General features: G+C 33.2%; 14 protein-coding genes. 9 read left to right on the top strand and 5 right to left on the bottom strand.

Features of this window, described 5'->3' with window-relative positions; translation table 11 throughout:
- Positions 1 to 4 precede the first annotated feature (4 nt).
- The 4 genes from FLACHUCJ7_RS18450 to FLACHUCJ7_RS18435 all read right to left on the bottom strand — a co-directional run bounded on the left by FLACHUCJ7_RS18450 (position 5) and on the right by FLACHUCJ7_RS18435 (position 3,715).
- Entirely contained in the window at positions 5 to 964 is a 960-nt protein-coding gene (locus tag FLACHUCJ7_RS18450; RefSeq protein ID WP_180909961.1) for an HTTM domain-containing protein, read from the bottom strand.
- Positions 965 to 972: 8 nt separating this feature from the next.
- On the bottom strand, positions 973 to 1,545 hold the full coding sequence (locus FLACHUCJ7_RS18445) for a hypothetical protein (protein ID WP_180909960.1): 573 nt from the start codon (positions 1,543 to 1,545) through the stop codon (positions 973 to 975).
- Between the two features lie 76 nt (positions 1,546 to 1,621).
- Positions 1,622 to 2,269 carry a hypothetical protein gene (locus FLACHUCJ7_RS18440; RefSeq protein ID WP_123922033.1) on the bottom strand — a complete coding sequence of 216 codons (648 nt, stop codon included), beginning with the start codon at positions 2,267 to 2,269 and terminating at the stop codon, positions 1,622 to 1,624.
- A gap of 390 nt (positions 2,270 to 2,659) precedes the next feature.
- Positions 2,660 to 3,715, bottom strand: a complete 1,056-nt coding sequence (locus FLACHUCJ7_RS18435) for a glycoside hydrolase family 130 protein (protein WP_180909959.1) — start codon at positions 3,713 to 3,715, stop codon at positions 2,660 to 2,662.
- A gap of 466 nt (positions 3,716 to 4,181) precedes the next feature.
- Between FLACHUCJ7_RS18435 and katG the strand changes: the two genes are divergently transcribed.
- The 4 genes from katG to FLACHUCJ7_RS18415 all read left to right on the top strand — a co-directional run bounded on the left by katG (position 4,182) and on the right by FLACHUCJ7_RS18415 (position 11,898).
- Entirely contained in the window at positions 4,182 to 6,455 is a 2,274-nt protein-coding gene (gene katG, locus FLACHUCJ7_RS18430) for a catalase/peroxidase HPI (RefSeq protein ID WP_078228499.1), read from the top strand.
- A gap of 430 nt (positions 6,456 to 6,885) precedes the next feature.
- A complete protein-coding gene (locus tag FLACHUCJ7_RS18425) occupies positions 6,886 to 7,920 on the top strand; it encodes a LacI family DNA-binding transcriptional regulator (RefSeq protein WP_180909958.1) in 1,035 nt (344 codons plus the stop codon).
- A gap of 217 nt (positions 7,921 to 8,137) precedes the next feature.
- Positions 8,138 to 10,429 (top strand): GH92 family glycosyl hydrolase, encoded by a 2,292-nt coding sequence (locus tag FLACHUCJ7_RS18420; protein WP_379780569.1) that lies wholly within the window; start codon positions 8,138 to 8,140, stop codon positions 10,427 to 10,429.
- Positions 10,430 to 10,467: 38 nt separating this feature from the next.
- Positions 10,468 to 11,898: a glycoside hydrolase family 125 protein gene (locus FLACHUCJ7_RS18415; protein ID WP_180909957.1), complete on the top strand. Its 1,431-nt coding sequence runs from the start codon at positions 10,468 to 10,470 to the stop codon at positions 11,896 to 11,898.
- A gap of 93 nt (positions 11,899 to 11,991) precedes the next feature.
- Here FLACHUCJ7_RS18415 and FLACHUCJ7_RS18410 read toward each other — a convergent pair whose 3' ends face one another.
- Complete coding sequence (locus FLACHUCJ7_RS18410; RefSeq protein WP_078228491.1) at positions 11,992 to 12,360, bottom strand: hypothetical protein; 369 nt, start codon at positions 12,358 to 12,360, stop codon at positions 11,992 to 11,994.
- 453 nt (positions 12,361 to 12,813) lie between these two features.
- Here FLACHUCJ7_RS18410 and FLACHUCJ7_RS18405 point away from each other — a divergent pair, with 453 nt between their 5' ends.
- The 5 genes from FLACHUCJ7_RS18405 (at position 12,814) to FLACHUCJ7_RS18385 (ending at position 20,636) form a co-directional block, all read left to right on the top strand.
- The gene (locus FLACHUCJ7_RS18405; RefSeq protein ID WP_078228490.1) at positions 12,814 to 13,062 is read left to right on the top strand and encodes a hypothetical protein; all 249 of its coding nucleotides are present in this window, start codon (positions 12,814 to 12,816) and stop codon (positions 13,060 to 13,062) included.
- Between the two features lie 534 nt (positions 13,063 to 13,596).
- Entirely contained in the window at positions 13,597 to 14,160 is a 564-nt protein-coding gene (locus FLACHUCJ7_RS18400; protein ID WP_180909956.1) for an RNA polymerase sigma factor, read from the top strand.
- A gap of 134 nt (positions 14,161 to 14,294) precedes the next feature.
- A complete protein-coding gene (locus FLACHUCJ7_RS18395) occupies positions 14,295 to 15,437 on the top strand; it encodes a FecR family protein (RefSeq protein WP_230408865.1) in 1,143 nt (380 codons plus the stop codon).
- A gap of 131 nt (positions 15,438 to 15,568) precedes the next feature.
- Entirely contained in the window at positions 15,569 to 19,207 is a 3,639-nt protein-coding gene (locus FLACHUCJ7_RS18390; protein WP_180909955.1) for a SusC/RagA family TonB-linked outer membrane protein, read from the top strand.
- Positions 19,208 to 19,211: 4 nt separating this feature from the next.
- The gene (locus tag FLACHUCJ7_RS18385) at positions 19,212 to 20,636 is read left to right on the top strand and encodes a RagB/SusD family nutrient uptake outer membrane protein (protein WP_180909954.1); all 1,425 of its coding nucleotides are present in this window, start codon (positions 19,212 to 19,214) and stop codon (positions 20,634 to 20,636) included.
- Positions 20,637 to 20,640: the final 4 nt, after the last annotated feature.

Genomic DNA, 20,640 nt, shown 5'->3' with positions numbered 1-20,640 from the left:
TTTTCTATATTCCTACCGGACTCGATTTTTTATAAAAGCGTCGCTCTAAACTTAGAGATTTGATGGTAACTGTTTCTCTTTCAAAATTAAAATTAGTCAGGTTCCAGATGATCATGATGGCCGAAAAATAATAGAGGTTCAGCACTAAAGCAATTCCCAAATGCATGCTGATGGTAAGTATCATCCATGTTTTTTGCGTTTTAGGTATCCAGATAAAAAACGGATACAGCATTTCAATAATGATAGTAGACCAGCCAATAATAATTAAAATATAAGAGTGGTCTGCCATCCAGGAAAAATCAAAATTAAAATCCCTGTTAGCATATGGCAAATTAATGGCTTTCCAGATAGATTCACCATTGCGCCAGTTGTATCCCAGTAACTTATCAAATCCTGAAAAGAAATAAGCTATACTGATATGAATTTGAAACATTCTTTTTACAGGCATAAAATTGACTTCCGTAGCTTTCTTTTTTATGATAAAACGTAGTACTGAGCAATATGCATCAGAAGGTAATAAAATCAAATAAAATAAAGACATGCTGGTAAAAAAATCGACTCCGTAAATAAAAAACGAACTCCCTTTGAGCAAAGCAACCTGCAATAGCAGTAACACAAAAGCACTAACCCGGGAATAAAATCCTATTATGATGTTAATGCACAATGTTATAAACATTATTTTAGCACCTAAAATCACAGTGTTTTCTGCAATTCCAAAAGATTCAAAAAAATGAGTAATTTTTGAAAAAGAAATTAGCCAGTTCGGATTAAAAACAGACATTATATCCTGTGGAACAAGACTATTACTGGAAAAAAACATGTCAAAATCGCTTATGATAGATAAAAAATGTAACAGCGCCAATGCCCCAGTTGAGATCCTAAAGAAAGCCAGAAATTCGGGATTTCCTTTATTTACAAAAAATAGAGACTCAATTTTATTATATAAGATGGTGGCTTTTTTCATGGTTATTTTTATTTAATTTGACTAATTAAAATCAGGTTGTCTTTTTTCTCTCCATTTTTATATCTGTCTAAAGAAGGATAATCGTAGAGATAAAGTTTGGCTGTACATTTTTTCGCACCATAACTCTCTTTAAGGACGCTTTTTGCAATTTGTTTAAGCACCACATCCAAATATTTGTGATATTGGGATTCGTTTTTCTTTTTAGAAGCAACCACTTTGTCTATGAACATATTAAAAACAGAAGTATATCTCACAATACTTTCCTTACTCTTCCATTCCGGCATAATCCGTTCTTCCAGAATATTTCCGTTAGCGTCCTGCAATTCAAAAAGCAAGACAAAATCGCTTGCAACATTCGGCGCAAAAAAACCATACCCTGTATCAAATCCAGTGTAAGTCGTAAACATACTAACAGGTTCAAATTCTACAATTTTATTTGAAAGTTCATAAAAGAATGGTTTTTTATACTCTTCTTTATCATAATAAAAACCATAATAACCGTCAAAGGTTCCTTTTAATGCAATTGTAAAAACCATAAAGAGTAAAAGGAATATACCAAAAAGCTGCCATTTTCTTTTCATTTTCTATTGTATTTGATTGAAAATATTTTTTTATAAAAACAAGGACAAACTTTATCGATTGACCTTGTTTTGATAATTATTGGTATTGTTTGATAACATTAATAACCTGTTGATTTAAATTTTTATCAAAAGGTGTTCTGGTAGTTCTCATTAGCAATCTGCTAAACGCTTTGGTTCCCATGTAATCATTACAGATATTATTTTCATCAATTCCCACTACTGATAATTTGTTAAAAGTACTAATCTCTTGTTCAGATAGTTTGGTAGCTTTGGTTACAATTTTATTGCCCGCAATTCCAATATTACCATCCAATGAAGCATATTCGTATTTTGATAATATATTATCCAGTCTTGCTTTGATATCTCCATAATTGTTCCAATTGATATCAATTACATCAAAACAACCCTTATGGATGACATTCAATTTTGCGATTTTTGATACTCTGGTCAAAGTCTTTATTTGATTAACGTGCTGAATTATTTGCGTTTGAACGATATAATTTAAGAAGCCGGAACCTCCAAATTTCGTATATTCCTTATCAAGTGCAATAAGTCCGTCAATATCTGCTCTGGACATTTCCTTTGCATCTTTAATCAGGAAATTATTATCGACAAAGTAATTTCCATTTTCATTGTAGACCAACATTTTTTTGGGTTTGCATTGGGAAAATAATATTAACCCAAAGGCAATAACACCAATAATTAATAGTGTTTTTGTTTTCATAATTGTGATTTTTTCTGATGCCTACTCTTTTTTGGCTTTTCGGCTTTCTCCATTTTAAATGTTTGTATTTTATTAGTAACATAAAAGTACTTTTATTTAAAATATTGAAAAAGAGTATATTAGCCCCTTTTCAAAGGGTATTTTTCCCCTTTGTTTGATTTAAGGCAACTGAAGTATATTAATAGAGATGTAAAGTATGATCTCCATGGCTCTCTGCATTTGAGAGAGTTTTGAAGGAAGAGGAAAACACAAGTAAGCAGCGATTATATTCCGAAATTTCGAGTAGTGTTATCTTTATTAATAGTTTTAAACTTTTTTATCTACTGGAACATCTTACTTTAGATAGAGATTAAGGATAAGAGTATAAATAAGAATACAATAAAATGTTTATCAAAATTCAGGAATAAGATTTGATAAGATTTCTGTAATGGAGAAAGAGGCTCCGCAGACAAATTCATCGGCTGCTCCGTAATATATTGTAAGTTTATCTCCTTCTACAATATGACCATTCGTAAAAACTACATATCCAAAAAAACCACTCAGTTCGTAATTTTCTTGTGGCATCATTATAGGTTCTAATGTTCGGGCAATTACTTTTGAAGGATTTTCTAAGTCCATTAAGAAAGCGCCAAGACAATATTGGTGTTCTGCATTTGCTCCGTGATATATTTCAAGCCACCCTTTATCCGTTTTAATAGGTGCTGCACCAGCGCCAACTCTGGCACTATCCCATAGTCCTTTTCTGGTTCCGACAAGAAATTGATGATTTCCCCAATAGATACCATCAGGAGATTCAGCCAGCCAAATAAAATTGCCTCCAATCTGAGGACTTGATGGGCGGTGCAGTGCATAGAATTTACCATTAATTTTTTCTTCAAAAATGGCACAATCTTTATTATGGGGAGGGAATATCATTGATTGAGATTCGAAATTTTTCCAGTTTTTAGTCGTGCGCAATCCTACACCCACACCATTAGAAGAAACGGCAGTGTAAGTGATATAATATTTATCATCAAGCTTGCTTACCCGCGCATCCTCTATACCAAATTGTTCCAATATTCCTGAACCAAACAAAGAACTATAACCCTCAGGATCATAAAAGTGAATACCATCATCACTGCATAAAAGGCGTAAATGCGAAAGTGTTGTCAGGTAGTCAAGACCTTTATACTGAATTATTCTGGCATCTGTAGCAACGAGATCCGGATCATTAAGAGGGATCTCAATAATTTCTACTTTGCCCATTTCATTGATAACCGGAAAAAATATAACACCCTCTTTTTGCGCAATAGATTCGGCAACTCGTACTAAAAGCCATATTTTTTCCTTAAATGTAAAAACTCCCGGATTTAAAAGACTTATAATTTGTAAATCAGGAGTACTGGGATGCAGGTCTTTTGGTATCAGTAAGGGGTTTTCAGGAAATCTGTGGGCAATATCACTCATTGAAATTTTTGTTTTAAGTAATAATGTAAGCTTAATTGTCGAGCAATTATTGATGTATTTTATGAGATTATAAAGAAAAGTTTTTCGATTTAAACTTCTTTATATAATATTGTTAGAGTATTATAATATTTTCATTAGCGGTACTTATAGGATCGTCTTTTAGATGACTATCTAATTTAATAGTCGGAATTTTTAAATTCATATTCGTTTAATAAAATGCAAAGAATAATCTGTTTTATTATTCGAATTAACCTGCACTGATAAAAAGAAGTCTATTAATTGATAATTAGATATATTTTTCATAATTTCAATACCCAATTTCTTAGGCATTATCTACTTTTCATGATATTGTCAATAGATTTTATCTATGAAAGTAGGTTAATATAATATGAATCACGTATAAAGTTTCCTTGTTTAGTTCTTAAATTCGTTTTCGGTTAAATAATAAAAATCAAAAAAATAAATTATGGAAAATCAATCAAATGACATTAGCAAATGCCCTTTTCATAATGGCAGCATGGACAAAGCAGCCGCTTTAGGGACAAAGAACCGCGACTGGTGGCCAAATCAGTTAAAAGTAAATATTCTGAGACAGAATTCTCCGGTATCAGACCCAATGGGTAATAATTTTGATTATGCTGAGGCTTTTAAAAGTCTTGATCTTGAAGCTGTAAAAAAAGATTTACATGAACTCATGACAGATTCACAAGATTGGTGGCCTGCAGACTTTGGTCACTATGGAGGTCTTTTTATCAGAATGGCATGGCACAGCGCTGGAACTTACCGTGTGCATGACGGGCGTGGCGGAGCAGGTGCAGGACAACAGCGTTTTGCTCCCCTTAACAGCTGGCCCGATAACGTTAGTCTTGATAAAGCCAGAAGACTTTTATGGCCAATTAAACAAAAATACGGAAAGAAAATTTCCTGGGCAGATTTAATGATATTAACCGGTAATATTGCTTTGGAATCTATGGGATTTAAAACTTTTGGTTTTGCCGGAGGAAGAGCCGATGTTTGGGAACCGGATGAATCTGTTTACTGGGGTTCTGAGACAACGTGGCTGGGTGGAGATGATCGCTATAACGATGGTTCTGATGGTGTACCAAAAGATCACGGGGTAGTATCATCTGATGACAATGCAGATGGGCATGTTCATTCCAGAAATCTTGAAAAACCACTTGCAGCCGTACAAATGGGACTGATCTATGTAAATCCTGAAGGACCAGACGGTAATCCGGATCCTATTCTCGCTGCAAAAGATATACGTGATACTTTTGGCCGAATGGCAATGGATGATGAAGAAACAGTAGCGTTAATTGCCGGAGGACATACATTTGGTAAAACTCACGGTGCTGCCTCTTCTGATCACGTAGATAAAGAACCGGAAGCATCAGGTATTGAATTGCAAGGATTTGGATGGCAAAATAGTTTTGGTTCCGGTAAAGGTGCAGATGCCATTACAAGCGGATTGGAAGTTACCTGGACAAAAACACCTACACAATGGAGTAATAATTTTTTTGAAAATTTATTTGGCTTCGAATGGGAACTTTCTAAAAGCCCTGCCGGTGCACACCAATGGGTAGCCAAAAATGCTGAACCTATTATTCCTGATGCTTTTGACAGTTCAAAAAAGCATTTGCCAACCATGCTTACTACTGATTTGTCATTAAGGCTGGATCCGGCTTACGAAAAGATATCACGCAGATTCCTGGAAAATCCAGATGATTTTGCTGATGCTTTTGCCCGTGCATGGTTTAAACTTACTCACCGTGACATGGGGCCACGCTCCCGTTATCTGGGATCTGACGTTCCTCAGGAAGAATTGTTATGGCAAGATCCTATTCCAGAGGTTAATCACGCATTAATTGATGAGAACGATATTACACAGTTGAAAGAAAAAATATTGAATTCAGATTTAAGCATTTCACAATTAGTAGGAACCGCATGGGCTTCAGCGTCAACTTTTAGAGGGTCAGATAAACGCGGAGGGGCTAACGGTGCACGTATAAGATTAGCTCCGCAAAAAGACTGGGATGTAAATAATCCCGTACAGCTTAAACAGGTTTTAGATAAACTTGAAAGCATTCAAAGAGAATTTGATGCTACGCAACAAAATGGTAAAAAGGTATCACTTGCCGATTTAATAGTTTTAGCAGGTAGTGCTGGTGTAGAGAAAGCTGCAAAAGAAGCCGGATATTTAGTAAAAGTACCATTTACACCAGGTCGAATGGATGCAAGTTTGGAGCAAACTGATGTTGAATCTTTTGGTTATCTGGAACCTAAATCAGATGGATTTCGTAATTTCCGAAAAACAAAATCATCAGTTTCTACAGAAGAACTTCTTATCGATAAAGCAAATTTACTGACACTTACGGCACCAGAATTAACAGTGCTTTTAGGAGGACTTCGTGTACTTGATATAAATTCTGACGGTACAAAAAATGGTGTTTTTACACATCGTCCGGGTCATCTTACCAATGACTTTTTTATCAATTTGCTTGATATGAGCACACAATGGAAAGCATTATCAGATGATAAAGAACTTTATACAGGAAATGATCGTAACACGGGACAACCGAAATGGATTGGAACACGTGCAGATCTTGTTTTCGGATCCAATTCAGAATTAAGAGCTATTGCGGAAGTTTATGCAAGTAGTGATGCACAGGAAAAATTTATAAGTGATTTTGTTTTCGCATGGAATAAAGTAATGAATCTGGATCGTTTTGATCTAATCTAAATACTTTACATTATTCATAGCTGTATTGCTTAAGATGTTTTGAGCTGCATTGTAATTCTTATAGCTGTTATTTAAAAGTTGATAACAGTTTGATTTACATTGAGTAAATGTTTTCATTAAGTGTAAGCTAATCATTTTTACTTTTAAATAAAGGGTATCAGAAATAAAAATCTGATGCCCTTTCTTAATTTGTGTAACACTGAAATTTGGCAGCATACTGATCAAATAATACTTCTAACGAAGAAGACATTATTCGCCTGCAGCATGATTTTAGACGTTAAAACAATTTGTTTATTAAAGGAGTACGACAAGTAAGTCAATACGATTTTTTATAAATGTTTAAATTCCACCAAATCAGATTTTAGCAATAGGCTTTAACTTTACTATATTTGAATCAAATTTGTGTTTAAAATTAAATGAGGATTTTTAAATGAAAAAAAAACCTGTTTCTATTAGAAATATTGCAGATGAACTTAAAATATCTGTTACAACGGTATCTTTTGTGTTAAATGGTAAAGCAAAAGAAAAACATATTTCTAAAGAACTTACTAAAAAGGTTTTAGACTATGCAAAATTAATAAATTACAGGCCAAATCAAATTGCCCAAAGTTTACGGACAGGTAAATCAAAAATTTTGGTTTTTATGGTGGAAGATATTTCAAATAATTTCTTCTCTAAATTAGCTCGTATTTTTGAAGACATTGCTTACGATAAAGGGTATAAAGTTATATTTTGCAGTAATGAAAATGATGATGAGAAATCCAAAGAGCTTATCAGCTTATTTAATTTTCGCCAAGTTGACGGGTTTGTTGTTGTACCTTCACCAGGCTTAAAAGATACTATTGAAAATTTAATTAAAGACAATATTCCGGTCATATTATTAGACAGGTTTTTTGAAGGATTAGATTGCAGTAGTGTTGTTGTAAATAACGAAAAAGCTTCTTTTGATGCGACACAGCATCTGATAGATAATCAATTTAAAAATATTGGTTTTATTACGATTGCTCCAGACCAGTCTCAGATGCAGGATCGTCTCACGGGATATATAAAAGCAATAAATGAAAATGGTTTAAAACCAATTACTCTTGAGATTCCTTATAATGAGGTTTATACAGTAAAAGGAAAAGAACGAATCAGGGATTTTTTTGATAAGGAGATCAATTTAGATGCTGTATTTTTTGCAACTAACTATTTGACACAAAAGGGACTGGAAATTTTTAAGGAAAATAAACCATCTTTAACAAATGATCTTGGAATTATTTCTTTTGATGATAATGATATGTATAAAATTTACAGCCCTACTATCACGTCAGTCTCTCAACCTCTTAATGACATAAGTGCTAAATTAATGGAAATTATGTTGCCTCTTTTGAAGAAAAAAGATGTAACAGAAACAGTTCACAAAGTCATGATTAATGCAGAACTTATTATTAGAGAATCTTCATTAACTAAAATAACTGATTAAAGAACTTTTCTTTATTTTTAACTAAGGAATTTGATTGTCAATAATAATTTGTAGGCAGATTTTTTTGTACATTATTTCACAACATCTAATCCATCGCTTTTATTGTCTAATGATATCTTATAAAATTAACATAAATTCATATTTAGTAAAATTTTTTGTTTTAACTAAAACGTTTTAGTATGTTTGTTATGATCTACATTTAAATAACTAAGCTTTGATAAAAATTAAATACACTTTTGCATTCGTGATTTTTGCTTTTGTTTCTGCTAATGCACAAAATACACAAGTAATTACACCACAACAGCCTATTGACTGGGTAAATCCTTTAATAGGAACCGATTCTGATTACGGAATTTCAAACGGGAATGCCTATCCTGCAATTGCAATGCCGTGGGGAATGAATTTCTGGACTCCGCAAACCGCTAATATGGGCGATGGTTGGGCTTATACATATAAGTCAAGCCGGATTAAAGGTTTTAAACAGACGCACCAGCCTTCACCTTGGATGAATGATTACGGTCAGTTTTCGATTATGCCTGTTACAGGTGAACTGAAATTTAAGGAAGAAGACAGACAAAGCTGGTTTTCTCATAAGGCTGAAACCGTTACGCCGTATTATTACAGCGTTTATCTGGCAAATCATAATGTTACGACAGAAATCACGCCAACTGAAAGAGCTGCGAGATTTAGATTTACATTTCCGGAAACAGATAAGGCTTACGTTGTTATTGATGCATTTGATAAAGGATCTTACGTAAAAATTATTCCGTCAGAAAGAAGAATTATCGGTTACACGACCAAAAACAGCGGTGGAGTTCCGGAAAATTTCAAAAATTATTTCGTGATTATTTTTGATAAAGATTTTGAGGTAAATGCAACTTTTAACGGAGACGTTTTAGGGAATGCTTTAGAAATGAAAGCAGATCATGCCGGAGCGGTAATTGGTTTTAAAACAAAAACTGGTGAAAAAGTAAACGCTCAGGTGGCTTCATCTTTTATAAGTTATGATCAGGCCGAGCTTAACTTAAAAGAAATAGGCAATACTAATTTTGATCAGCTTAAAGAAAGAGGAAAAGCAGTCTGGAACAAAGAATTAGGAAGAATAAAAGTAGATGGCGGAACACCGGATCAAATAGGGACTTTTTATTCTTCTCTGTACAGATCGCTTCTTTTTCCGAGAAAGTTTTATGAATTTGATCAAAACAACAAAGTAGTACATTATAGCCCGTATAACGGAAAAGTTTTGCCGGGCTATATGTTTGTCGATACCGGTTTTTGGGACACTTTCAGGGCTTTATATCCTTTTTTAAACTTCATGTATCCGGAACTGAATACGCAGATGCAGGAAGGTCTTTCAAATGCCTTCAACGAAAGTGGCTGGCTGCCAGAATGGTCGAGTCCGGGATTACGAGATATTATGGTCGGAAATAATTCTGCATCCATTGTATCTGAAGCGTATTTAAAAAGCGATAAAGTAAAAAAATACGATATTGAAAATCTTTACAAAGCTGTAATCCATGGCGCTAATAATGCGGGTCCGCTGAAAGCCGTGGGACGCGCCGGAATTGATTCTTATAACTCTTTAGGATATGTTCCTCATGATGAAATCAACGAAAGTGCGGCCAGAACATTAGAGTATGCCTATGATGATTTTGCGATTTATCAATTGGCAAAAGCCCTGAATAAACCGCAGACAGAAATTGATTTATACAAAAAAAGGAGTTTAAATTACAAGAACCTTTTTGATCCGAAATACAACCTGATGCATCCTAAAAATAAAGATGGAAAATTTATGGAACCTTTTGATCCTTTTCAATGGTTTAACGGATTTACAGAAGGAAACAGCTGGCATTATTCATGGTCAGTTTTTCATGATGTACAAGGTTTGGTTGATTTGATGGGCGGAAAAGAAGTATTCGTTTCGCAATTGGATAAAGTTTTTTCTTTACCTCCCGTTTTTGCTACAAAAGATTTTAAAGATGGTGTAATTCACGAAATGAGAGAAATGCAGATTGCTAACATGGGACAGTATGCACATGGAAATCAGCCCATTCAGCACATGATTTATCTTTATAATTATGCAGGAGAGCCCTGGAAAGCACAATATTGGGTAAGAGAAACCATGAACAGAATGTACCATGCAACACCCGATGGCTATTGTGGTGATGAAGATAACGGACAGACTTCGGCCTGGTATGTTTTCTCTTCCTTAGGATTTTATCCTGTTACTCCGGCTTCTGATCAATATGTTATAGGGGCTCCATTATTTAAAAAAGTCACAATACAACTTGAAAATGGCAAAACCATAACCATAAATGCAGGTTCAAATAGTAATGAGAATCGATACATTAAAGGAATGAAATTGAATGGAAAAGCTTATTCAAAAAACTGGCTGAGCCATTCCGAACTAATGAAAGGAGGAACACTTGACTTTGATATGTCGGCAACGCCAAATAATAAAAGAGGAATAAATAAAGAAGATTTTCCGTATTCACTATCAAATGAATAACAGGAAGTTCTTTTTTTACAATTTTAAAATATAAAGAAATGCAAAGAAGAAAATTTATCCAGAACACTGTTTTATTTAGCAGTTTAGCACTTGTTGATCCTATGGAAATAATTGTCAGTACTAAGGCAGTCAAAGATTTTCCGATTGTAAGAGTTGCAAAAGGCAAAAGAAATTTCGAAAGTGAATTTATTGAAAAAACAATAGTAGAGTTTCAAAAGAATGTAAAGGATAAAGAATTAGGATGGCTATTTAATAACTGTTTTCCTAACACTCTTGATACAACGGTGACTCACACCCAGAAAAACGGAAGGCCTGACACATATGTTATTACAGGAGATATCGATGCGATGTGGTTAAGAGACAGTTCTGCGCAGGTTTGGCCTTACATGGCTTTTGCCGGAAAGGATTCAAAATTAAAAAATCTTATTGCAGGTGTTATAAACAGACAGACAGAATACATTCTGAAAGATCCGTATGCAAATGCATTTTATAATGACCCAAATAAAAAAGGGGAGTGGACCACAGACCATACTGATATGAAACCGGGTGTTCATGAAAGAAAATACGAAATTGATTCGCTTTGCTATCCAATAAGACTGGCTTATAATTATTGGAAAAATACCGGAGACATTGCCCCATTTGATGAAAATTGGGTCAAAGCTATCATAACGACACTTAAAGTTTTCAGGGATCAGCAGCAAAAAGACGGCAAAAACCCTTACACATTTCAAAGAACAACACAGTTTGCTACTGATACAAGGCCATTAAAAGGGTATGGATATCCAGTAAAACCAGTTGGCCTTGTTTGTTCTGCTTTCAGACCAAGTGACGATGCAACTGTCTTTTCATTTCTTATTCCATCTAACTTTTTTATTGTAGCCAGTATGAATCAGGCTGCAGAAATGTTGGAAGTGATTACAAAAGATACAGCCACAGCAAAAGAATTAAGGAATTTAGCAAATGAAGTTGATAAGGCTATTAAGGAACATGCAGTGGTTAAACATCCTAAATACGGAGAAATTTATGCATTCGAAGTGGATGGTTTTGGAGGTCATTTATTGATGGACGATTCCAATGTTCCGAGTTTGTTGAGTTTGCCTTATTTGGACGCAATTGGTGTTAAAGACCCAATTTATCAAAATACCCGAAAGTTTGTCCTTTCAGAAGACAATCCGTTTTTCTTTAAAGGAAAAGTAGCCGAAGGAATTGGAGGACCACATGTTGGGATGGATATGATCTGGCCAATGTCTCTTGTAATGAGGGCTTACACAACTTCTGATCCAAGCGAAATTAAGGATTGCATCAGAATGTTAAAAGCATCACACGGAGATACCGGATTTATGCATGAATCTTTCCATAAGGACGATGCTAAAAATTTCACAAGATCCTGGTTTGCATGGACAAATACTTTGTTTGGGGAGCTTTTATGGGATACTTATAAAACGAATCCTAGATTACTTGAACTGTAACTAAGACCAAATAAAGTTTATACAAAAAGAGACATACTATTTATCGTATGCCTCTTTTTTGTTAGTACTACCAAATTCAGTTATTTTTCATCCTTAAAAATCACTTTTCTTTTCATGATTGGTATTAACATCATTTTTATTTGTAGTTTTTTCCTCATTCTGAATATTTTCTGAATTGCTATTTTTGTTGATTTCAAAATCGTTTTCAGGATGTTTAAAATCTTCAATAAATTCTTCCTGATATTGATACGGATCTTCATCTCTTGCATAGTTATCATTATCAACAAGTGTATTTTGATCTATAAAATCAGGATCGCTTTCTCCAAATTCAGTTTTGCTTTCTTTGTTCAGATCCTGTTGAGAATGATTTTCATTTTGAATATCATTACCGTCAACAAGTGTGTTTTGATCAATAAAATCCGGATCTGTTTGACCATATTCGTTGTTGTTTTGCTTTTCCATGATATTGTGTTTTAGAATAGTTATTTTATGAAAAAGGAATTTTTTAAACTTATTTTCTTTACTGTTTTAAGTTTAAATTAATTTCTTTTCTACAAATTTATTCTAAAGAATAACTGAAGTATTTACAGAAAAATAAATTTTAGTTGCATAATTAATAGATTGCTTTCTAACATCAATAAATTGTATCAGGTTAAGATTCCCTTTCATGATTATTCTTTTAATCTGTACGTAATTTATGACACCTGATACCAAAGTAAAGTCTCTTGAAGAGTTTTAGAAACAATTTTAAGAGTATTTAAATAATAATCGTTTTCAGGAAAAAAAGTAATGGTTTTTTTTGTTATTAATGTGTTGATAAATAATGTTTTATAAGTTTTTTTTGATGATTGTTTTAAAGTAATTAATAGTTATATTTGAATTAATGAACGACTTATTAATTTAAAAATACTTACTATGGATAAAGCTATAAAACTAAAAGTTCGTAAAGAGTTAAATGGTCAGCAGCAGTTGAATATAATTAGATTAAAAGGAAGCTTAATTTCTAAAGGTTATACAGAAATAATACATATTCTTGATCAGGACGACGAATTTCATATCAATTCTTTTGAAACTCCTTTAGAGTCTACTAATGAAGTACAGGAATATATTACTGCATTTATTAATAAAGAAAACCTGAATGATACTATAACACTGTATAAATGATTTTTTACTTAGTTTTCAACTTATAAAATAACTTAAAAAAAAATAAGTCAACAACACTACAGACAACAAAAGTGTTTGAATATTCTATGATTATCTATAGATCTTATTCGGTTAAATAGTCATAAACCGTTATTAAATTCATTCCTAATTTTAATTTGTAATTAGTCAAATTTTCTTAAAAGACTAATTCAATTATGTTTATTTTTTATTTTAAATATTGATTGTCCTTGTATTATATAGAGATTTTTATAATCCTTAGGATTAAATAATCACGTAAATACAAACGAAAGCAATGCATGATTAAGATAAATAGTATTAAAGAACATTTGTTGTTAAAGATATTGGGTAAGATATTTACTAATATTGTTTTTTTATTATAATTTAACGGTTGTATTTTTTTTAATATTCAAAATTCTATGGAGTATAATTGTATTTTTTGTAATTATTCAAGGAAATTCAATACTTATTTGCTGAAAAATTAAAAATACATAGATTTGTTTTTTGTAGCCTATTTGCTTTTTTTTAATACTTACGTTGGAAATAGATATTGTTTTAAAAGAACTTCAAAATCAAAATAAATCCGTTTATAAAAGTGTATTTGATCATTTCTATAAACGATTGGTTATCTATGCCAATAATTTTTTGTTCGATCAGCAAGCAAGTGAAGATGTGGTACAGGAAGTATTTATTTTTTTATGGGAAAACGCCCATAGCATTGAAATAAAAACCTCACTGAAAGCCTATTTGTATGCAATGGTACGTAATAGATGTTTGAATTACCTTAAATCAGTTAAAATTACAGATGATTTAAATTTGATTGATTTAAACTCAATGCTAATTTTGGATGACGATTTAGATTTGATTTCCGAAGAAGAAAAAACAATTCTTTATAATCAAATTTTAAAACTTATTGAAACTTTTCCTGAAAGTATGCAGCAGGTTTTTAAACTCAAATTTATTGAGAATTATAAATACGATGAAATCGCCAATGAAATGGGGATTTCTGTAAATACTGTAAAAACTCAGCTTAAAAGAGCTAAAATCAAAATCAGCGAATTATTAGTTGTGATATTAGTTTTATTTTCCATGAATTCGTAAGAAAGTTACTCTTCTTTCTTTATAATTTAATTTTTTCTTCATTTTTTCTTAAACTTTTGTCACCCATTCTTTAGTTTCGGTTGTCTTAGTATTAAATTACATCATGTAATTGTTAATTTAAAGAGATTCTACAAATGGAATTTAAACTGATCATAAAAAAAATAAACGATACTCTTACCCCAGAAGAGAATTCGATTTTTGAGCTATGGTATAATGATTCTCAGGAGAATAAAAAATATTTTGCTAAAGTTCAAAGTAACTATCAAAATGAGATTGAGAATGTAGATCTTGATAAAGCATGGAAAGCTTTAGATGGAAAAAAGAATCCGGAGAAAAATAAGAGTCAGTTTTACAAATATGCTGTTGCCGCATCAATAGCTTTATTGTTGGGTACAGGAATATTTTATTTTACAAAACCCAAAGAACAAATTATTCAGGTAGTTGAAAAACCAAAGGAAATTGCCCCAGGTGGAACAAGGGGAATCCTGACACTTTCGAACGGAAAGCAAATTGTACTGTCTGATATTTCGGCAAAAGATACTATCGCACAAGAAGGAGAAGAAGTTACCATTAAGATGGATGCAAACGGAGTTATTATCTATACCATAAATCCGAATGCTGATGTTTCAAAAGCTGATGCAAATTCATTCAACACGCTTTCAACACCAACGGGCGGACAATACAATATCGTTTTGGGAGATGGTACAAAAGTATATCTAAATACAGTTTCATCGATTAAATATCCAACCCAGTTTAATGGAAATCAAAGATTGGTAGAATTAGAAGGGGAAGCTTATTTTGAAGTAGCCAAAAATAAAGACAAACCTTTTATAGTAAAATCAGGTAATCAGTCTATAGAAGTCCTTGGAACCCATTTTAACGTACATGCTTATAATAATGAACTGATTACAAAAACTACCTTATTAGAAGGAAGTGTTGCCATTACTTATAAAAATCAAAAAGCAATTTTAAAACCGGGACAACAGTCTAATGTATCTGATAATTCTAACGGGATTGCAATTCGAAAAGTAGATACCGAAGCTGCTATTGCCTGGAAAAATGGCCGTTTTAAATTTGATAATGCCGATCTGAAATCAGTAATGAAACAGCTGGAGCGCTGGTACGGAATTAAGGTAGAATACCGTGGAGATGTTTCGGATGTAAGATTCAACGGAGGTACGTTTATGAATAAAAATTTGTCTGAAGTATTAAAAGTGCTTGAGCTTAGCAATATCAAATTTAAGGTCGAAGGAAAAACAATCATAGTGTATCCCTGATTTTAAATTTCCCCGATTATATTGCGCTATATACTAAAAAACCAGAAGCAGTTGCGATGCTTCTGGTTGTTAAAAGGTACTAGCCAATATAAGTTGTTCACCATTGTTTAACTAAAACCAAATGTAAATGTATGAAAATTAATTTGCAACAAAAAAAGCCTTACAAAAAACTAGAAAAAAAGATTACTGTGTTTAATTTATCTACTTATTTATGGATATTTAGTGCATTGTTTATGCTGTTTTGCAATTCTACAGCACAGGCGCAGAGTATTTCCATTAATTTTAAAGATGCTCCACTTGAAAAAGTTTTGAAAGAAGTGGCAAAGCAGGCCAATTACGAAGTTTTTTATACGCAGAAATTGCTTAAAGATTCGAATCCTGTAACTATTAATGTTAAAAATTCAGGTTTAAAAGAAACACTGAATCAAATTTTCAGCTCTCAAAAATTAAAGTACACACTTACTAATCAGACCATAGTGGTAACTGATGTTAAAGAAAAAGAGGAGGGACGGGGAAACGGAAAAATACAAGGAAAAGTATTAAATAGTAAAAATGAACCTTTTCCGGGAGTAAGTGTTACCATTTCCGGGACGAATACACATAGTATAACTGATTTTGACGGCAGTTTTTCTTTTGACAATGCACCTTTAGATGGTATATTGGAATGTACAGGATTAACAATTGAAAAAAAATCTTTTGCTATCGATGGACGTTCTCAGTTGACACTTGTTGTTGAAGATAAAGTATCTGCCATGAAAGAAGTAGTTGTAACAGGTTTTCAGACACTTACGAGAAGCCATTCTACCGGTGCAATTGCCAAGATAGATGAGAAAGTGTTAAATGAAAATATCAACGCCAATCTAATGACTGCTATTGAGGGTCGTGTGGCAGGTTTAATGTTCCAGAAAAACCCAACCGGAGCTTCTGGTGATACTCCTATATTGAGAGGTATCGGTACCTTTTCTTCTGTAGAAGTAGGTTATAGCCCGCTCGTGGTAATTGATGGTTTGCCAACAGAATTAACTCTGGACGAAATTAACCCTTATGATATTGAAAGTGTAAATGTCCTTAAAGATGCCGCAGCAGGATCTATTTATGGTGCAAGAGCAGCAAACGGTATCATTGTTTTGACTACCAAAAAAGGAAATGGTAAGTTAAAAGTGAGTATAAATTCTGATTTCTTTATTTCTACAAAACCAAGTATAAAGGATATGAATTATGCTTCTACCAGCGATTTAGTTGATTTTGAACAAGCTGTTTATAATAGGGAAAGAGCCAGATTTACTAATACTGCAACAATGTTTAATAGTTATGGAGACATTGGAAGCAGCAGTCCGAAGTATTATAGTCCTCTTTATCAGCTAAACAGAGATTTGGAAGATGGAAAAATTAATAATTCAGATTATGACAGTACTATTGCCCAGTGGAGAAAGAATGACTACATAAAAGATTATCGAGATAATGTGTGGCAAAACGAATTCAGACAACGTTACAATATCGCATTTTCGGGAAGCACAAGTAAGCAAAATACATATGTGTCATTAAATTATGACGATGCAAAAAACAGAATAAAAAACAATACAAGCCGTGAGTTTAATCTTTATGCAAAAAGCAGTTTTCAGGTAAACAACTGGTTAAACGCTACTTTTGGATTAAATGCAAGTTATAGTAATGACGACGTTACTGATTTTGATTTGGGCAATTATAATATCCAAAAAAGATACGAGCGTATTACTGATGATAACGGAAATTTAGTAATGTCACCCTTTGTAGGTATTAAGGATGGTTTTACGAGCGGTAGTGTTCTTAACCCTGCCATGGCTGCAAAAATAAATAGTTTAAGTGGTTTTAAATCATTAAATTTTAACGTGTTAGATGCGCTTCAGGAAGGTATCACACATGAAAATTCGCTAAGCTTAAGAGCTTTTACAAACTTGCGAGCCAAGATATGGAAAGGTCTAAGCCTTAATACACAATTTCAATATGAGCTAAGAAAAAATGATAACGATCAGTATTATGCTGTAGACTCATACAGAATGCGTTATGCAATTAATGCCTTGACAGGTTACAATCCTACTACAAATGCCTACACCTACGTAGATGGTTTTTCTACAGGAGGACGTTATAAGCAATGGAGCAGTCAGGTAAGCAACTATTCTTTTAGAAATCAATTAGATTTTAGTCAGGATTTCAGTGAAGGAAAACACTCGGTTAATGCCATAGCGGGTTTTGAAATGCGCGAAACTTTTGCCCCTCGAGGTATTGAACAAATACGATATGGTTATGATCCCGTTACACTTACCTCTGCTACATTAAACAACCTTTCGTTAAGTCAAACAGGGGTTGCGAGTTATATCTATGGAAATAACGCCACTTTAGCAGCTTTATCAAGATCGCAGACAGAAGTTTTACATCATTATTTTTCAGTTTTTAGTACTGCAGGTTACACCTATTTGTCAAAATATAACGTAACAGGAAGCTATAGAGTTGACAGGGCAGATTTATTTGGAGTTGATTCTAAATACAAAAACCGTCCATTATGGTCTGCTGGTTTAGGATGGAATGTTAGCAATGAAGACTTCATGAAAGATATAAAATGGGTCAACATGCTTAAATTAAGAGCAACTTATGGAGTTAGTGGAAACATTGATCAAAGTACAACTCCATACGTAACGGCTACAAGAAGAAACGATAACTTATATCAGTCTTTACAATATATAAACATCACGGCACAGCCAAATCCTATGCTAAGATGGGAAAAAACACAAACCACCAATTTAGGATTAGATTATACTTTGTTTCAAAATAAATTAACGGGTAGTATTGATATGTATCGAAAATACAGCAGTGATTTATTAGCTACAACTGATTTAGATCCAACTGTTGGCGCAACAAGCAGAAGAATTAATGCCGGAGCTTTGCTAAACAAAGGAATAGAATTTAGTGTGGGTTCTCAATGGTATAATAATGGTAACTTCCGTATTAATTCTAATGTAGTTTTTGGGTTTAACAAAACAACTATTGACAAAGTCACCAGAGCAGAATCAAGTGCTTCAGTATACATTAGCGCACCAACAAATTACTTTTTTGAAGGAGAAGTATTCAATAGTTTATATGCTTACAAATATGGAGGTACAGTTAACGGATATCCTTATGTTTTGGATGAAAACGGAAATCCGTCAATTACTTTTGATGCCAATGGTAATCCAATATCCACCACTGTAAAAACAATTACTAGTCCTAAGGCGTTGGTAAATATGGGAAGTTTAACCCCAACATACACAGGTTCCTTATCACAGCGATTTTCGTACAGACAATTTGATCTGAATATGCTGTTTGTTTTCTCAGGCGGAAATGTAATGCGCAGAGAAACTATTGACATGAGTACTGATGCAGTAAATCTTTCAGGTATTACGGATCGTTACACAGATGCACAGCCAAATGGCAATACGCGTTTATATGTAGATTTTGCAGAAAACGTTAGAAGTTATGCAGGAACAATCAGCAGTCAATGGAGAAACTCTAATGCCAATGTTGTAGATGGTGATTATATCAAATTAAGAAACATTTCATTAGGCTATAACCTGCCAAAAAATTTCGCAAATAAAATCAAAATGGAATCGGCTAAATTTACTTTTCAGGTAAATAATATCTGGTATTGGAGTGCGGCCGGTAGTCGAATCGATCCGGAAGTCTATTCGGCTAATTCCGGTATGCGTAATTTACCATTGCCTGCAACTTACTTATTTGGTTTTAATTTAACCCTTTAAAAAAATGAAACATTTACATACTATAATACTATCGCTAATCCTGCTAACTGCAGCATCCTGCGAAGAATATACAGATCTTACCCCTAAAGGAGCTTTAGTAGTAGAAACTGCAGATCAATTTTACGAAATGGTGTCTTTGCCAAACAGAGGTTATCCCATAAATAACTTTCAGTATCTGGTTGATGATCAATGGATGAAAGAATCGAATGTAATAGGAGTAACGCCTAATATCAATACGATCAATTTTACTTTTGATGAAACTACGGATAGGGTTTCTTTAATAAACAATTCAAGTTTTTATAATCAGGCTTATACCTATATTAACAGATGGAATACCATTATTACATTAGTTGATGACAGTAAAGGAGAATCGGGTACTAAACAATTAGCAAAAGCAGAAGCCAAAATTAACAGGGCATACGATCACTTTTTATTAGTAAACCATTATGCAAAAGGATATGACCCGCAAACTGCTGCTAATGATGGAGGTATTTGTATTATGGATAAATTCGATTTAGAGGCACAGCCATCAAAATCTACTGTTGCGCAGGTTTACGATTTTATTCAAAAAGATATTGAAGATGCATTGCCATATCTTCAGGAAAAACCACGTGATGTATACCACCCGTCTCTGGCATTTGCTTATGCATTCAAAGCAAAAGTTCATTTGTTCAAGCGTGAAATTGCTCTTGCAAAGGAAGCTGCCGAAAAATCATTAAGTTATAATAATAAAATATTTGACCTGGTTGCTTATAGTGCACAAGGAGGTCCAAATGTACTTTCTGTACCGGCAGCAAATAATATAGAAGTACTAAGCTACCAGTATATGACAGGTTATAATGAGATGAATTTTGCATATCAAAATATCATAAGCCCTGAGCTGAGAACTTTATTTGGTACAAATGATGCACGTTTTAATTTGTTTTTTAATACAACCAGTACAACAAATCTGGATCAGGGCTCAAATACAGCGTATTGGGCTACTGTATATACCAGATTCTTTTATCCTACTGTTGGAATGAAAACTACAGAGGTATATTTGATGCTGGCAGAATGTTATGCCAGAGAAGATAAGCTTACAGAAGCGGTTGATATTTTAAATACATTAAGAGCAAAACGTATTTTATCAGGAACGGTAAATTTAACTGTTCCGGCTACCCGAAAAGAAACCATGGAACTTGTTATCAATGAACGCAGAAAAGAATTACTTTTAGGTTTTAATCGTTTTTTTGATCTTAAGAGGTTAAATACTGAAACTGAATATGCAAAAACGATTACAAGAGTATTTCCAATCGTGAATAAGACCGTTCCTCAAAAAACGTATACTTTATTACCTAACTCAAGATTATATATTATTCCGTTTCCTTTATCTGTTATGATAAAAAATCCAAAACTTACATTAAACACAGACGAAAAAGTTCCATTTTAATTCT

The sequence above is a fragment of the Flavobacterium salmonis genome (genome assembly GCF_903819435.1).
Classification (GTDB): domain Bacteria; phylum Bacteroidota; class Bacteroidia; order Flavobacteriales; family Flavobacteriaceae; genus Flavobacterium; species Flavobacterium chungangense.
The sequence above is the reverse complement of the archived record's forward strand: the minus strand, read 5'-3'. Positions and strand labels throughout refer to the sequence as shown.

What these genes read in the sequence shown, in the direction of transcription:
- FLACHUCJ7_RS18410 (WP_078228491.1), bottom strand. Translation starts at nt 12,360, where the DNA reads ATGGAAAAGCAAAACAACAACGAATATGGTCAAACAGATCCGGATTTT.
- FLACHUCJ7_RS18450 (WP_180909961.1), bottom strand. Translation starts at nt 964, where the DNA reads ATGAAAAAAGCCACCATCTTATATAATAAAATTGAGTCTCTATTTTTT.
- FLACHUCJ7_RS18445 (WP_180909960.1), bottom strand. Translation starts at nt 1,545, where the DNA reads ATGAAAAGAAAATGGCAGCTTTTTGGTATATTCCTTTTACTCTTTATG.
- FLACHUCJ7_RS18405 (WP_078228490.1), top strand. Translation starts at nt 12,814, where the DNA reads ATGGATAAAGCTATAAAACTAAAAGTTCGTAAAGAGTTAAATGGTCAG.
- FLACHUCJ7_RS18425 (WP_180909958.1), top strand. Translation starts at nt 6,886, where the DNA reads ATGAAAAAAAAACCTGTTTCTATTAGAAATATTGCAGATGAACTTAAA.
- FLACHUCJ7_RS18415 (WP_180909957.1), top strand. Translation starts at nt 10,468, where the DNA reads ATGCAAAGAAGAAAATTTATCCAGAACACTGTTTTATTTAGCAGTTTA.
- katG (WP_078228499.1), top strand. Translation starts at nt 4,182, where the DNA reads ATGGAAAATCAATCAAATGACATTAGCAAATGCCCTTTTCATAATGGC.
- FLACHUCJ7_RS18440 (WP_123922033.1), bottom strand. Translation starts at nt 2,269, where the DNA reads ATGAAAACAAAAACACTATTAATTATTGGTGTTATTGCCTTTGGGTTA.
- FLACHUCJ7_RS18385 (WP_180909954.1), top strand. Translation starts at nt 19,212, where the DNA reads ATGAAACATTTACATACTATAATACTATCGCTAATCCTGCTAACTGCA.
- FLACHUCJ7_RS18395 (WP_230408865.1), top strand. Translation starts at nt 14,295, where the DNA reads ATGGAATTTAAACTGATCATAAAAAAAATAAACGATACTCTTACCCCA.
- FLACHUCJ7_RS18390 (WP_180909955.1), top strand. Translation starts at nt 15,569, where the DNA reads ATGAAAATTAATTTGCAACAAAAAAAGCCTTACAAAAAACTAGAAAAA.
- FLACHUCJ7_RS18435 (WP_180909959.1), bottom strand. Translation starts at nt 3,715, where the DNA reads ATGAGTGATATTGCCCACAGATTTCCTGAAAACCCCTTACTGATACCA.